We start from the raw sequence: 14,469 nt of genomic DNA on the forward strand, positions 1-14,469 counted from the left end.
TAGTGCGCTCTTGCGGAAATTTATTTCAATGTTACAATATACTTGATTGCAATCATAACATATAGAAAGGATTTGATGCTATGGATTTTTTAAACATTGCGAAGCAGCGTTATTCTGTACGCAGCTACAAGAAAAAGACAGTGGAGGAGGAAAAGCTTCACAAAATTCTGGAGGCTGCTCATGCGGCCCCTACCGCGGCAAATTTACAGCCTGTGCGTTTAATCGTAGTTCAGAGTGAGGAAGGACTTGCAAAAATAGGAAAGGCAGCGAATATTTTTGGTGCGCCGCTTGCCATTATCGTTTGTGCAGACCACGAAAAAGCGTGGGTGCGTCCCTTTGATAAGAAGCAGACCTGTGACATTGACGCGTCCATCCTGACAGACCATATGATGTTGGAGGCTACGGAGTTAGGTCTTGGCTCTGTGTGGATTTGTGCTTTTAAACCAGATATCATAAGTCGGGAATTTGGACTTCCCAAATATTTAGAACCGATTAATATTCTGGCTGTCGGATATGGGGACCAAGAAGCCGCTGATCCTAATCGTCACAGTCAGACGCGTATACCTGTTAGCCAGTTAGTATCTTACAGATAAGAATGAAGGAGTAGGGTTTATGCCGGCATAGTGAATGCAGCCGTCATATTAGGCCTGACTGTATTTCCATGTTTGGCATTTATGCTTTTTGCTGTTGATAGAAAAAACATGATAGCAGTTGTCCCGATTTCTATTTTTTCAATCTGTCATTTGATATATGGAGTAGTTAATTTTATTATCTAATTTTATTATTTAATTTGTACATACGCTTCATAGAGTTCTCAAGTTGCTATTTGTGCGGATTTTCAGTATACTATATATAGAAAACCATATTTGTACAAGGGATGTTATTTGAGGTGTCAGATTGAAAAACGGAGGTACGGGAGAATGAAGGAAGGGCCGGCAAAATCTAATAAATTTTACATATCTATCATTCTAAAGCTTATACTCGGTATACTTCTGCTCTGTTTGGTTTGTATAGCAGGATATGTGATTTATATGCAGGCGAATTATTACAGGATTGAGGACCATGCGCCATTAGAGGCAGAGAATAACCAGGAGAAGACTTTAAAATTGGAGGAAATGTATACTGCCGTGACTTATAATATCGGTTTTGGAGCATACGGGCCGGAGTATAGTTTCTTTATGGATACAGGCGAGATGCAGGACGGTACTTTGACTGCGGGAAAATACGGCAAGGCGATTAGCAAGGCTTCGGTGAAGGCGAATACAAAAGGGGCGGCAGGAGAGCTTGAGAAGCTTGACGCGGATTTTATGCTTCTTCAGGAAGTAGATGTTGACGCTGACCGGAGTTACCATATCAATCAGAAGGAGGAGTTGATTGAACGGTTTTCTGATTATGGAAATGTATTTGCAAATAATTTCCACTCAGCGTATTTATTTTATCCTTTTTCAGATCCACATGGAGCCGTAGAGGCAGGACTTTTGAATTTCAGCCGTTATAAGATTGCAGAGGCGAAGCGCAGGAGTTATCCGGTGGATAACAGTTTTGTCACGAAATTTACTGATTTGGACAGGTGCTTTGCCGTGATGCGTCTGCCGGTGGAAGGTGGGAAAGAATTGGCGCTGATTAACAGCCATATGTCTGCCTATGACGAGGGCGGCAGGATTCGCGCCCAGCAGTTAGAACTGCTGAATTCTGTGATGGAGGAGGAGTATCAGGCGGGGAATTATGTGATTGTAGGAGGAGACTTTAACCATGCTTTGGGAGAAGCGGTGGCAGAGGGCTTTCCGACAGAGCAGAAGTTTCCGGCATGGGTGTCTATTCTGACCCAGGAGGAGATGGCGGAGGGAATTGCAATCCAACAGGCGGAAAATGAGCTTCACGTGCCGACCTGCCGCGGTGCGGATCTTCCCTATACAAAAGGGGTGAACTTTACGACTGTGGTGGACGGATTTCTGGTGTCTGATAATGTGAAGGCAACGGCAGAGAATATTGATACAGATTTTGGATATAGCGACCATAATCCTGTTTTGTTGCGGTTTGAACTGTTGAAGTAGGAGGTTGACGAGTTTAAAATGCAAGTTGTTTAAAAATAACTTGCATTTTTTAATGCTCATGTAGTAAAGTTTCGTTTGAAGCAGAATGAAAATGAAAGAAAAACGAGATTAAAATGCAAAAACAACTTGACTTTTTCGTGGATACTCCGTAAAATAACATATAGTTGTTACAGGAAAGAAAAATACAGACAGATTTCCTGTATATAAAAGAAGACCTTGCAGCCTGATAAGGTTTTCAAAAAAGGGGCATTTTAGGATATATGCCCCTTTTGAGTGGGGAAATAAAAGGCATGAGCCGTCAATGAGAACAGAAGGGAGTTTCGATATGGCACCATACAGCAAGTTGAGCAAAGAGAAGTTAAAGAATCTGAAGAGTGACCTTGAAAAGCAGTTCGAGGAGATTAAGAAAAAGGGGCTGCATCTGGATATGTCCCGCGGTAAACCGTCCAAGGCACAGTTGGACATTGGAATCGGGATGATGGATGTTCTGACCAGTGAATCAGACCTGGTTAGCTCTGACGGAGTGGACTGCCGGAATTATGGTGTCCTTGACGGAATCAGTGATGCAAGGAAGCTTTTGGCGGATCTGTCTGAGGTTCCTGAGCGCAGCGTTATTATATATGGGAATTCCAGCCTGAATGTGATGTTTGACACAATGTCCCGCGCTATGACCCATGGTTTTATGGGCAGTACGCCATGGGGGAGGCTTGATCATGTGAAGTTCTTATGTCCGGTACCAGGGTATGACCGTCATTTTGCCATCACGGAGTTCTTTGGAATAGAGATGATTAACGTGCCCCTTCTTGAGACTGGGCCGGATATGGATATGGTGGAGGAGTTGGTAGCCAAAGACCCATTAATCAAGGGAATCTGGTGTGTGCCGAAATACTCCAATCCCACCGGAATTTCCTACTCTGACGAGACGGTCAGACGGTTTGCCAGATTAAAGCCGGCGGCTAAGGATTTCCGTATTTTCTGGGATAACGCGTATTCCATTCATCACCTGTATGACGACAAGCGGGTGGTTGTGCTGGAATTATTAAATGAATGTATCAAAGTCGGGAATCCGGACATTGTAATTAAGTTTATTTCTACATCAAAGGTTTCCTTCCCTGGTTCTGGGATTGCGGCGTTGGCGGCCTCAAGGGGGAACCTGGAGGATGCAAGGCGTTATATGAAGTATCAGACCATCGGCCATGATAAGCTGAATCAGCTTCGCCATGTGCGGTATTTCAAGGATATGCTCGGAGTCTATGAGCACATGAGAAAGCATGCTGCAATTCTCCGGCCGAAGTTTGAGAAGGTGGATGAAGTCTTGACAAAAGAGCTTGGGGGCCTTGGAATAGGGACGTGGACAAAGCCCCTTGGGGGATATTTTATCTCCTTTGATTCAATGGAGGGATGTGCCAAGGCGATTGTTGCCAAGGCAAAAGAGGCAGGGCTTGTGATGACGGACGCAGGAGCTACCTATCCTTACGGAAAAGACCCGAAGGACTGCAATATCCGTATTGCGCCATCCTTCCCTACAGTGGAGGAATTAGAGATTGCGTCTAAGATATTCGTTCTCAGCGTGAAGCTGGTGAGTATTGAGAAGCTGCTGAATGCATGATAAACTATCATGAGGAGATTGATCATGGAAAAACAAAGAAGAATTTTCTATATTCTTATGTTTTTACCTTTGCCTGTAACTCTTATTTCATTGGTGTTTTTGCCAGATCAAATTCCTGCTCACTATGGTTCTGATAATCAAGTAACTCGTTGGGGCAGCAAATACGAAACGCTTATTTTTCCGGTTGTAACCATTATCTTTGGCTTATTTATGCTTGAGATATCAAAGTTTTCTGCCAATCAGGAAAAAGCTGGAGAAGATAACGAAAAAGTCAGTATAACGGCAGGTATTTTTTCCCTTCTTATTTTCAATGCCATGACGGGTTATTTTCTTTATACTGATTTTAACAAAATAGAAGATTTGTCTTCTGTTCCTATCGATATATATCAACTTATTTTCGTTCTATTGGGCATATTTATGATTGTCATTGGAAATATGATGCCAAAGCTTCAAATGAATTCGGCTATCGGGCTGAGGACTCATTGGAGTATGAAAAACGAGATAACGTGGGAAAAAAGCCAGCGTTTTGGTAGAACATCATCTATAATAGCAGGCATCCTTCTTATATTGGCTTGCTGTTTTACAAAAGGTTTTGCCTGCTTTATGTGGTTTATTGGCGTCTTGATACTCTATCTTCTCATCAATGTTTTTTATACATATAAGGTGGCAAAAAAATATTAATACAACTGTAAAATGAAGGGGCTGTTGCACTAAGCAAATGAATTGATTTTATGCTTAATGCGACAGCCCCTATGAGTTTACTTGAAAGATAATTCAGAAACATCCGGCGTAATCGGATTGGAGGTTTTACCCAAACAGTGGCGTTGAAAAATATCTCTCTGCTGTATCAGGAAGTAGGGTCACCACCGTCTTTCCTGCCCCTAACTTCTTTGCCAGCTTCAGAGCCGCGGCCACATTCGTTCCGCTGGAAATTCCGCACATCAGCCCCTCCAGCCTTGCAAGATCTTTGGAGGTGTTAAGGGCTTCTTCATCAGAAATGATTGTGATATCCTCGTAAATGTGTTGATTCAATACCTTTGGAACAACCCCGTCTCCGATTCCCATCTGGATATGGGTTCCTACGTTGCCTCCTGCAAGAATCGCCGCATTTTCCGGCTCCACCGCCCAGATGGTGATATTGGGGTTCGCCTCTTTCAAGGCTTCACCAATACCTGTGATGGTTCCGCCGGTTCCGATTCCAGAACAAAAGCCGTCAATAGGCCCTTCAACCTGTTCTAAAATCTCAAGCGCTGTCTGGCGGCGGTGTGCCGTTGGGTTTGCCTCGTTCTCAAATTGCTGGGGTACGAATACCTTTGGATTCTCAGCCGCCATTCGATTGGCAGTCTTGACACATTCATTGATACAGTCACCGATATTTCCTGCGTCATGGACCAGGATGACTTTCGCGCCATAATGTTCTACGAGGAAGCGTCTCTCCTGGCTGACAGAATCGGGCATGATGATAACCGTCTCATATCCTTTCACAGCCCCCACAAGGGCAAGCCCGATTCCCTGGTTGCCGCTGGTTGGTTCTACGATAACGGAGTCTTTCTTTAGGATGCCGTCCTCCTCAGCCTGGCGGATCATGCTGTATGCGGTTCTTGTTTTAATCGAGCCGCCCACATTCAATCCCTCGAACTTCACCAGTATCCTGGCAGAGTCTGGAGGAACCATGCGGTTCAACTGTATGACAGGGGTATGTCCCATGGCTTCCAATACATTATTATAAATCATATCTAATATACCTCAACTTTCATTCTTGATGCAAGCCTGCGGGAACTTTGCAGATGCTTGCAGGCAGATTTCATTTCCTATATTATTATACTAAAGAAAAAATGTTGTGTACAGTAGAATATGCCAAGAATGGGCGAAGTGTTATATTTACATAGGAAAAATTGCTGATAAGGACTTGCATTTTTCTTCTATTTATGGTAAGCTATCCTAGCGAATGGAAGTAGGTCTTTTTTTTATGCCTAAATATTTGGGTAGCCTCGCAAGCTACCAGGTAACACGTCAATGCAAAAACGTAAAGCGAGGTGGAAGTTGTGCGTACAAGAATCACATTGGAATGTACAGAATGTAAGCAGCGTAACTACAACATGACGAAGGATAAGAAATCACATCCTGAACGTATGGAGACGAAGAAGTATTGTAAGTTCTGCAAATCACACACATTGCATAAGGAAACGAAGTAGGCGCCGTAAAGGAGTGGTTGTCATGAGCGAAAAGACGCAGAAGAAAAGCTGGTTCAAGGGTCTTAACAGAGAATTTAAGAAAATTATTTGGCCAGACAAGATGACAGTAGCAAAACAGACGACAGCAGTTGTTTCCGTGTCCGTAATATTGGGAGCGATCATCGCAATCGTTGACTTTATCGCCCAGTACGGAGTAGATTTATTGGTAAGATAAGACTGATAATCTGCAGGCAAGAAAGGTGAGTTTATGTCAGAGGCAAAATGGTACGTAGTGCATACCTATTCCGGGTATGAGAACAAAGTGAAAGCCAACATTGATAAGACGATTGAGAACAGGCATCTGGAAGAACAGATCCTTGAGGTACGGGTTCCGATGCAGGATGTTGTAGAGCTTAAGAACGGCGTCCAGAAGGCAGCACAGAAGAAGATGTTTCCCGGTTATGTACTAATCCATATGATCATGAATGATGATACATGGTATGTAGTGCGGAATACCAGAGGCGTCACAGGCTTTGTGGGTCCGGGCTCCAAGCCGATTCCCCTGACGGATGCAGAGATGGCGCCCCTTGGAATCCAGCAGGAGAATATTCTGGTTGATTTTGAGGAGGGCGATACGGTTCGGGTAATTGCCGGAGCGTGGGCGGACACCGTTGGAGTTATACAGGCTATGAACGTGCCCAAGCAGAGTCTTACGATCAATGTTGAACTGTTCGGCCGCGAGACACCGGTTGAGATCAGTTTCGCAGAAGTTAAAAAGTTGTAAATCAAAAACAGTGGGAGGGATTCGTTTCCCGACATCACCACAAGGAGGTAATTGAGATGGCAAAAAAAGTAGAAGGTTACATTAAGTTGCAGATTCCTGCCGGAAAGGCAACTCCGGCGCCACCGGTTGGACCAGCTCTTGGTCAGCATGGTGTGAATATCGTTGAGTTTACAAAGCAGTTTAATGCAAGGACGGCAGATCAGGGAGATCTGATTATTCCTGTAGTTATCACCGTTTACAGTGACAGAAGTTTCAGCTTTATCACCAAGACACCGCCGGCAGCAGTTTTGATTAAGAAGGCGTGCAACATTAAGTCTGGTTCAGGCGTTCCGAATAAGACGAAGGTTGCCACCATCACGCAGGCTCAGCTCAGAGAGATTGCGGAGACAAAGATGCCGGATCTGAACGCAGCAACTGTTGAGGCTGCCATGAGTATGGTAGCGGGTACTTGCCGCAGTATGGGTGTAAAGGTAGAGGAAGCGTAGAGCGTAACTTCATTTTTATAAATGTAAACGAGTAAGTGGGAGGGTTATCCCGACATTACCACAAGGAGGTTATTTAGATGAAAAGAGGAAAGAAATATGTTGAAGCTGCAAAAGCGATTGACAGAGGAACACTCTATGACGTTGCAGATGCGGTGACATTAGTTAAAAAGACTGCAGTAGCAAAATTCGATGAGACAATCGAGGCTCATATCAGAACAGGATGTGATGGACGTCACGCTGACCAGCAGATTCGTGGTGCGGTTGTACTTCCCCACGGAACAGGTAAGAAGGTTCGTATTTTGGTATTTGCGAAGGATGCCAAGGCTGAGGAGGCAAAGGCAGCGGGAGCAGATTATGTCGGAGGAGATGAGCTGATTCCAAAGATTCAGAATGAGAACTGGTTTGAGTTCGACGTAGTAGTTGCAACACCTGATATGATGGGTATCGTTGGACGTCTTGGACGTGTCCTTGGACCAAAGGGCTTGATGCCGAACCCGAAGGCTGGAACGGTTACCATGGACGTATCAAAGGCAATCCAGGATATCAAAGCAGGTAAGATTGAGTACAGACTTGACAAGACAAACATTATCCATGTGCCGTTAGGGAAAGCTTCCTTTACTGAGGAGCAGATTACGGACAACTTCCAGACGCTTATTGACGCAATCATTAAGGCAAGACCAGCGGCAGTAAAGGGTCAGTTCTTAAGGAGCGTGACGCTTACTTCCACAATGGGGCCTGGCGTTAAGATTAATCCGATGAAATTGGTTTAATTGTTAGCGCTGATTGAATCAGATATAGAAAGATGCAGCCGCATCTGTGAATTTTATCACAGATGCGGCTGTTTTTTGTCATTCAAAAAGAAAAGGAAAGTTCTTCCAAGAAATATATATTTTTACATTGTTATTTTCAAAAAAAGTATTGACAATATGAAATTTTATTTTATAATGTAAATATACAAATAGCATAAGTAAATACGAAAAAAGTAAAATGAAGTTGTCATAGTGAACAAAAATAATGACATTTCAAGAAATATATTTCGTGATTTACAAAATGCAGAAAAAAATTTTATTTAAGGAGGAAGAATTATGAAATTCAGAACAGTAGCGAAGAAGACATTTTCCGCGGCTATGGTGGGTACGATGGTGTTGTCACTGGCAGCATGCGGCGGCAATGGTGGCAGCGGGGACTCTGGAAGTGATTCCGACAGCGGCAATGATTCCAAGAGCGAGAGCAGCGACGGCGTAACCTTGAAGTTCCAGCAGTGGTGGGGCGCAGAGCTTCCAGAAGGGTACTTAGACGAGATTGTCGAGAATTATGAGAAAGAGACAGGCGTTAAGGTTGAGCTTCTTACAGCTCCATGGGCTGACACCAAGACCGCTATTACGGCAGGCGCGACCAACAATACGATTGCTGACATCATCAGTGTTGACGGTGCATGGCTTTCTGAGTTTGTTGACATGGGAATCCTTGCAGATGTTGAGGCTGCTGGTTTTGATTCCAGTCTTGCAAGCGATGTGTGGGAGGTAGACGGAACAAAATATGTCGTTCCAGTTAATAACTTCGCATATCCAATGTATGTGAATATGGATATCTTAGAAGATGCAGGCGTTGCGGAGATTCCGACAAACTGGACGGAATTGACGGACGCATGTAAGAAGATTACAGAGGCAGGACATTCTGCATTTGCGTTGAACCTTGGTACAACCAATGCCAACGGAATCCAGAACGTATTTGGCGGAACCGGATGGGCTTCAGGAATCAAGTTAAAAGACGACAGCGGTGAATATAAGACAGACGGCAATAAGGGGCTTGCTGAATTAGCGGAGTTATTCAAGCAGATGTATGACGACGGTTCTTTATATCCAGGTATGAGCACACTGGAGGAGTCAGAGATGACCAGTAACTTTGCAGCAGGCAACTGTGCGTTTACACTTGCATCCGCAGCTACTATGAGCCAGTTTACAGACGTTAATTTTGAGGCTGTTACGGTTCCTTCAAAGGATGATTATACAGGCGAAAAGGGAATCTGCTACGCAAGCTGGGCAGTTGGTATCTCTGAAGCCAGCGAGAACAAGGAGGAGGCAGCGAAGTTCGTGAATTATCTCCTTGGCGGCATCGATGGAAAAGACGGTTCTGTTTCAGCAGGATTGGCAGCGAGCATGTCTGCATTCCCGAACAGTACGGTTGCAGAGCCGGATTACAGCGATGCACCAGAGCAGTTCCAGTCATTCTATGAGTTGTATAAAGAGGGTTATGTTATCAATGAGTATATTGGTCTTCCAAATGCTTCTGATGTTATGACCTCCATGACGAATGATCTGGTATTATATCTGGAAGGCGATCTGGAATGTGACGCAATGTTGAAGAATTGGCAGGGTTATCTTGACGAAGCCGGTAAATAGATTTATTTCGGAAGGGCGAGTCGGATTTTCGGCTCGCCCTTTTAAAAACTTAAGATTTTCCTTGGAGTAGGAGGGATTGATTTTGAAAATATTTGGAAAGAGAACAGCTCCATACAGATATCTGCTCCCGACTTTGGCACTAATGATTGTATTTTTGGTTGTGCCCATCTGTATGGTGATCAGATACTCATTTTTAGATAAGGCTGTTGTCTCAAAGACTCCGTCGTTTGTAGGGATGGGGAATTATAAGGAACTATTTGCAGACAGTGCATTCTGGAATGCAACATCCAACACAGTCATTTTCGTAGTGGTCAGCGTGGTTGCCCACCTTGTAATCGGAATGATTTTTGCGATGCTGCTGAATTCAAAGTATTTTACAACCAGGACTAAGACGATTGCCCGTGTGGTATACATCCTGCCATGGGTATTTACAGCGTCCGTTGTGGCTATTTTATGGAAGCTTATGCTACAGCCATCAGGTATCATTAATTATCTGCTGGAATTTTTACCCAACGTATCAAGAAATTCAGAGTGGCTGAGCAATAAGGATCTTGCTCTTACCGTAATCTGTTTCATTAATATCTGGTGCGGGTATCCGTTTTACATGATTAGTATTCTTGCAGGACTTCAGGGTATTTCGGGTGATTTGTATGAGAGCGCGGCCATCGACGGCGCGACCATGACCAAAAGCTTTCTCCATATTACGATTCCGCAGTTAAAGCCAATCTTAATCAGTATCGCGATGTTGGATTTTATTTGGACATTACAGTCCTTTAACGTAATCTGGATGCTGACGGGAGGAGGTCCGGTTAATGCTACGGAGACCTTGAGTATCTACATATATAAACTGGCGTTCCAGAAGCTTGATTATAGTATGGCAGGTACGGCGGCCACAGTCCTTTTGGTGGTATGTGTGATTATAGCCATTTTCTATGTAAAACAGCAGAAGAAAGTGAGGGAATAGAGCATGGTTGGCAGTTATAAAAAATCAATGAAGGTGTTACTTTCCATTCTTTTGGTTTTGGGCGGCTTGTTCGCAGGATTCCCGATTATTTGGATGATCTGCTCTTCACTGAAGGCGAACTCGGCAATTTTTTCATGGCCGCCGAAGTTCTTTGACGAGACGGCAAGCCTTTCATCTTATGTGGCTGTGCTGACTGATTCGTCGAAGGTGCGTTTCTTTATCAACAGTTATATTGTTGCGGCTTCCGTCGTATTGATTACATTATTCGTTGGAATTCTTGCAGCGTATGCGTTTAGCCGTTTTGATTTTCCGGGGAAAGGGATTTTCAACTCCCTGATTGTCAGCGTACAGGCAATCCCGCCCATCGTGCTTTTGATTCCTTATATGGGAATGATTGTTGCGATGAAGCTTTTTAATACCTATTTTGCGTTGATCCTTACTTATCTGGTGACAACGCTTCCGTATTGTATCCTGATGATGACCGGTTATTTCAACACCTTGTCAAAGGAGCTTGACGAGGCGGTAATGATTGACGGAGGTTCACGGTGGAGAGCGTTGTGGGGTGTACTTGTACCCATCTCCCTGCCAGGTATGGTTTCGGTAGGAATGTATACGTTCATGCAGGCGTGGAATGAGTATCTGTTCGCGTTGGCATTGACACAGACCACAGAGATGCGGACAGTACCAATCGGTATCAACCTGCTGATGGGGCAGCATGCATATGACTGGAGCCAAATGATGGCAATGAGCGTATTGGGCTCGATTCCGGTATTGATTTTCTTTATTTTCTTCCAGAAGTATTTTATTGCCGGTATGTCATCCGGTGGTGTTAAGGGTTAGAAGCAAGACAGCAAATTAGACATTAAGGAGACTTGGGGATGAGTGAAAGAATTGCCATGGGATTTCATACATGTGTGGATTATGAGCTTGTATGGGATACGACGGTTATAGAGGAACAGATCAAGGCATTTGACATTCGGGCCGACGAGCTGCGGATGGATATTGAAGTAGATTCGGAGAGGGCAATCTGGATCGTCTGCCTCGCACATTTTAAGGAAGGAATCGGGGGCGAGGCAGTCCCCTTAGAGCCAGAGGATTGTGAAAGGTTTGCCAGCCATTTTGAGTACAAGGTGACTCTTGGCGGAACGGCCACGCGGGCGGCAATTATCCTGGACGGTCTGGGATATGAGACTATGCTTCAGACAAGCTGCTACAATGAGCATGTTAAGCGGCTGATGCCCAAGAGTGTGCGAACTCTGCCTGGGGTAGACGAAGAACATAACAAGGTGTATCCCCATATTGTTCTGCAGTGCCGCGGCGGGGTAAGGATTCGAGGGAACGATATTGATTTTGTTACGCCCAGAGAGAACCGGATTATGGTTTCACGGGATTTTGACAGCCTGAACATTCCGATTTTGCCGGAGAAATTCGGGAAAATGATTACAGATGTGGATGTATTCCTCCTTGGATGCTTCAGCGAGGTGATTGATAAGGAGGTGCTTAAGGGATGTATGGAAAAGACACGGGCATTGCTTTCCCATTTGAAAAAGGATGCAGTCGTGGTGCTTGAGGATGGCTGTTATGTCAGAAAGGAATTCCGTTACTATGTCCATGAGCAGCTTGCATCCGTCATAGATGTGCTGAGTATGAACGAGGATGAGTTACAGGATTACATTGGCAGAAGAATCAATATTCTCGACCCACAGGCAGTAAAGGAGGTGTTGGAGAACGTCCGTGAGAGTACGGGGGTTAAGACGATGATCGTTCATTCCGCTGCATGGGCGTTAGCATATGGAGAAAATGCGTCAGGTATGAGAGAGGCGTTGGAGGGCGGCAGCATTGCGGCGGCGACACGATTCCGTATGGGGGATGGTTTTAAAGTTGAGGATTATGAGGCTACGAAGAAGATTAAGGACAAGGCGGAGGGAATCCGATTCTGTGAAGAATTGGAAAGAATGCTTGGCAATAAGGTCTGTTGTATTCCGTCCAAGGATTTAAGCTTCGTAGAACACCCGACGGTGGTTGGGCTTGGAGATACTTTTGCAGGAGGACTCCTGACGGGGCTTCTCCATTAAGACAGATGTGGGATTGACAGAAGTAAGAAGGAGAGATTATGTACGAAAAAGTAGGAAATATTTTAAAGACGGCAAAAGAGAGTAATACGGCTGCGATTGCATTTATCTGTATGGATTATGTGATGGCAAGGACGGTGGTTTATGCAGCGGAGGCGACAAACACGCCGGCGATTGTCATGCTGTTTCCAGAGCATGTCACAATCCAGCATACAACCGGATTTGAAAAATATGCTGCAATGGTGAAGGAGTTGGCGGGCGAAGTGAAGGCGCCAATCGGTCTTCACTGTGACCATGATTACAGCTATGAAGCCATCATGAGGACCATTAGCGCAGGGTTTGGATCTGTCATGATGGACGGCTCTATGAATGACTTGGATACGAATATTGCGGTGACGAAGAAGGTGGTAGAAGCGGCTCACAAGACAGGTGTTTTTGTGGAGGGCGAGATTGGACATGTGGGTACGGCGGCAGATTCGGACAATGATAAGACGGATTTGTACACAAAGCCAGAGGCGGCAGAGAAGTTCTGCAAGGAGTCTGGAGTAGATTCTCTGGCGATATCTATTGGAAACGCTCACGGCGAGTACCGCGATACACCACATCTGGATATTCGTCGTCTGGAGGATATTCATGCAGCTACCAGCGTACCTTTGGTACTCCACGGAGGAAGCGGTATACCGGATGACCAATTACTTGTTGCCTTCTCAAAAGGAATCAATAAGTTTAACTTAGGAACAGAATTTCTGGGTAAATATTTCCAGTCAGTGTCGGATTTTGCGGCGGAAAATGCAAATAATCCTGACCCTGTTAAGATTATTAATATGCCGGAGTATGTGCAGTCAAAGCTGCAGCCATATGTGGAAGGCCGCATGAGGACATTGTGTAAATTTTAATCAACTTATATCAGCCTAAAACTACTGTTTTCTTATTGTACGTGAATAAAAGCTTATGGTATCATACATATAAGAGGTGTGGATAATGAAAAGTGAAGTGCAGAAAACAGTGTTAGAAACGATTGATGAGATGTATGATAAGATTTTCCAGGCAGAGAGGAAAGTAGCGGATTTTGTCAGAAAGAACCCTGAATTGGTGGTGAATGCCAATGTGTCTGAGCTGGCGAATTACAGCGGCGTCAGCGATGCGACAGTAATTCGGATGTGCAAGCATCTGGGGTATGAGGGGTATTATCAGATGAAGATCTGCTTATCTGGAGACTTGGGAGGGACCAGCATCCTGCTGGGAAGGCGGAATTCTTCGGATACGAAGATGGATTATTTTCGAGATATTGCAGAAGGAATCCTGCAGACGGAGGCGGCAGTGGACGAGGCGGTTTTTAACGAGAGCGCGGAGTTGCTTAAGAACAGTACGATGGTACATCTGGTGGGCGTTGGGAATACGAGTCCGGTATGTCTGTACTGTGGGTTCAGGCTTGAGCGTATCGGTATACGCTGTACCTATGATGCTCTGCCGGAGTATTATATGAATCATATCAGCCTTGCGTCGCCAACGGATGTGGTGCTGGCAATCTCATGGTCTGGAACGACCAGGAATGTGGTGAGTGCGCTTAAGCTCGCTAAGGAAAAGGGGCTTAAGACGGTGGCGGTAACAGCTTATCAGCGGTCGCCTGTGTCTGCTTCAGCGGATTATCTTTTGTTGTCTGCTCTTGAGAACGGTGAGAACGGCAGAATGTCACAGTATTCCCGTATGAATGAGATGGCGGTGGTGGAGGCGTTGATTCAGGCGGTTGCGGCGGGAAAAGATGAAATATCTGAACCTGAGATGTGGCTGTCAGAGTTGAAGTATTAAGGTAACAGTGAAGCCGGAAGGCTGAACTGTTACGTATTAAGAAATTTTATTTCGTGAAAATCTTGACATAAACGGTTAAGTAGACTAAAATATATCATATAAAGAAATTTTATTTT

At 44.7% G+C, this 14,469-nt stretch carries 16 protein-coding genes; 15 read left to right on the top strand and 1 reads right to left on the bottom strand.

From position 1 onward, the window contains the following. Nucleotides 1-80 precede the first annotated feature (80 nt). The 4 genes from GN277_RS04810 (at nt 81) to GN277_RS04825 (ending at nt 4,344) form a co-directional block, all read left to right on the top strand. Entirely contained in the window at nt 81-593 is a 513-nt protein-coding gene (locus GN277_RS04810; RefSeq protein ID WP_159750064.1) for a nitroreductase family protein, read from the top strand. Nucleotides 594-920: 327 nt separating this feature from the next. Then, the gene (locus GN277_RS04815; RefSeq protein WP_244324608.1) at nt 921-2,054 is read left to right on the top strand and encodes an endonuclease/exonuclease/phosphatase family protein; all 1,134 of its coding nucleotides are present in this window, start codon (nt 921-923) and stop codon (nt 2,052-2,054) included. A gap of 325 nt (nt 2,055-2,379) precedes the next feature. Then, nucleotides 2,380-3,663, top strand: a complete 1,284-nt coding sequence (locus GN277_RS04820; RefSeq protein ID WP_159750065.1) for an aminotransferase class I/II-fold pyridoxal phosphate-dependent enzyme — start codon at nt 2,380-2,382, stop codon at nt 3,661-3,663. 24 nt (nt 3,664-3,687) lie between these two features. Continuing rightward, nucleotides 3,688-4,344, top strand: coding sequence for an SdpI family protein (locus GN277_RS04825; RefSeq protein WP_159750066.1), 657 nt, complete (start codon nt 3,688-3,690; stop codon nt 4,342-4,344). Between the two features lie 126 nt (nt 4,345-4,470). Here GN277_RS04825 and cysK read toward each other — a convergent pair whose 3' ends face one another. Further along, a complete protein-coding gene (gene cysK, locus GN277_RS04830) occupies nt 4,471-5,397 on the bottom strand; it encodes a cysteine synthase A (protein ID WP_159750067.1) in 927 nt (308 codons plus the stop codon). A 311-nt stretch (nt 5,398-5,708) separates the two neighbouring features. On the opposite strand from cysK, the gene rpmG reads away from it, so the two are divergent. From rpmG to GN277_RS04885, 11 genes are all read left to right on the top strand, one after another. Continuing rightward, nucleotides 5,709-5,858, top strand: a complete 150-nt coding sequence (gene rpmG, locus GN277_RS04835) for a 50S ribosomal protein L33 (protein ID WP_008976735.1) — start codon at nt 5,709-5,711, stop codon at nt 5,856-5,858. Between the two features lie 22 nt (nt 5,859-5,880). Beyond that, complete coding sequence (gene secE, locus GN277_RS04840) at nt 5,881-6,072, top strand: preprotein translocase subunit SecE (RefSeq protein ID WP_159750068.1); 192 nt, start codon at nt 5,881-5,883, stop codon at nt 6,070-6,072. 33 nt (nt 6,073-6,105) lie between these two features. Beyond that, entirely contained in the window at nt 6,106-6,621 is a 516-nt protein-coding gene (gene nusG / locus GN277_RS04845; protein WP_159750069.1) for a transcription termination/antitermination protein NusG, read from the top strand. Nucleotides 6,622-6,677: 56 nt separating this feature from the next. Beyond that, nucleotides 6,678-7,106 (top strand): 50S ribosomal protein L11, encoded by a 429-nt coding sequence (gene rplK, locus GN277_RS04850; RefSeq protein WP_159750070.1) that lies wholly within the window; start codon nt 6,678-6,680, stop codon nt 7,104-7,106. A gap of 77 nt (nt 7,107-7,183) precedes the next feature. Next, nucleotides 7,184-7,876 (top strand): 50S ribosomal protein L1, encoded by a 693-nt coding sequence (rplA, locus tag GN277_RS04855; RefSeq protein ID WP_159750071.1) that lies wholly within the window; start codon nt 7,184-7,186, stop codon nt 7,874-7,876. A gap of 315 nt (nt 7,877-8,191) precedes the next feature. Beyond that, nucleotides 8,192-9,508, top strand: a complete 1,317-nt coding sequence (locus GN277_RS04860; RefSeq protein ID WP_159750072.1) for an ABC transporter substrate-binding protein — start codon at nt 8,192-8,194, stop codon at nt 9,506-9,508. Between the two features lie 82 nt (nt 9,509-9,590). Next, nucleotides 9,591-10,472, top strand: a complete 882-nt coding sequence (locus tag GN277_RS04865; protein WP_159750073.1) for a carbohydrate ABC transporter permease — start codon at nt 9,591-9,593, stop codon at nt 10,470-10,472. Between the two features lie 3 nt (nt 10,473-10,475). Next, entirely contained in the window at nt 10,476-11,312 is an 837-nt protein-coding gene (locus GN277_RS04870) for a carbohydrate ABC transporter permease (RefSeq protein ID WP_159750074.1), read from the top strand. Between the two features lie 38 nt (nt 11,313-11,350). After that, nucleotides 11,351-12,547: an ADP-dependent glucokinase/phosphofructokinase gene (locus GN277_RS04875; RefSeq protein ID WP_159750075.1), complete on the top strand. Its 1,197-nt coding sequence runs from the start codon at nt 11,351-11,353 to the stop codon at nt 12,545-12,547. Nucleotides 12,548-12,585: 38 nt separating this feature from the next. Next, a complete protein-coding gene (locus GN277_RS04880) occupies nt 12,586-13,440 on the top strand; it encodes a class II fructose-bisphosphate aldolase (protein WP_159750076.1) in 855 nt (284 codons plus the stop codon). Between the two features lie 85 nt (nt 13,441-13,525). Then, nucleotides 13,526-14,353 carry a MurR/RpiR family transcriptional regulator gene (locus GN277_RS04885; RefSeq protein ID WP_159750077.1) on the top strand — a complete coding sequence of 276 codons (828 nt, stop codon included), beginning with the start codon at nt 13,526-13,528 and terminating at the stop codon, nt 14,351-14,353. Nucleotides 14,354-14,469 lie beyond the last annotated feature (116 nt).

The sequence above is a fragment of the Sporofaciens musculi genome, assembly GCF_009830285.1.
Lineage (GTDB): Bacteria > Bacillota > Clostridia > Lachnospirales > Lachnospiraceae > Sporofaciens > Sporofaciens musculi.

Coding starts and splice junctions, on each gene's coding strand:
- GN277_RS04810 (WP_159750064.1), top strand. CDS start 81: ATGGATTTTTTAAACATTGCGAAGCAGCGTTATTCTGTACGCAGCTAC.
- GN277_RS04815 (WP_244324608.1), top strand. CDS start 921: ATGAAGGAAGGGCCGGCAAAATCTAATAAATTTTACATATCTATCATT.
- GN277_RS04820 (WP_159750065.1), top strand. CDS start 2,380: ATGGCACCATACAGCAAGTTGAGCAAAGAGAAGTTAAAGAATCTGAAG.
- GN277_RS04825 (WP_159750066.1), top strand. CDS start 3,688: ATGGAAAAACAAAGAAGAATTTTCTATATTCTTATGTTTTTACCTTTG.
- cysK (WP_159750067.1), bottom strand. CDS start 5,397: ATGATTTATAATAATGTATTGGAAGCCATGGGACATACCCCTGTCATA.
- secE (WP_159750068.1), top strand. CDS start 5,881: ATGAGCGAAAAGACGCAGAAGAAAAGCTGGTTCAAGGGTCTTAACAGA.
- nusG (WP_159750069.1), top strand. CDS start 6,106: ATGTCAGAGGCAAAATGGTACGTAGTGCATACCTATTCCGGGTATGAG.
- rplK (WP_159750070.1), top strand. CDS start 6,678: ATGGCAAAAAAAGTAGAAGGTTACATTAAGTTGCAGATTCCTGCCGGA.
- rplA (WP_159750071.1), top strand. CDS start 7,184: ATGAAAAGAGGAAAGAAATATGTTGAAGCTGCAAAAGCGATTGACAGA.
- GN277_RS04860 (WP_159750072.1), top strand. CDS start 8,192: ATGAAATTCAGAACAGTAGCGAAGAAGACATTTTCCGCGGCTATGGTG.
- GN277_RS04870 (WP_159750074.1), top strand. CDS start 10,476: ATGGTTGGCAGTTATAAAAAATCAATGAAGGTGTTACTTTCCATTCTT.
- GN277_RS04875 (WP_159750075.1), top strand. CDS start 11,351: ATGAGTGAAAGAATTGCCATGGGATTTCATACATGTGTGGATTATGAG.
- GN277_RS04880 (WP_159750076.1), top strand. CDS start 12,586: ATGTACGAAAAAGTAGGAAATATTTTAAAGACGGCAAAAGAGAGTAAT.
- GN277_RS04885 (WP_159750077.1), top strand. CDS start 13,526: ATGAAAAGTGAAGTGCAGAAAACAGTGTTAGAAACGATTGATGAGATG.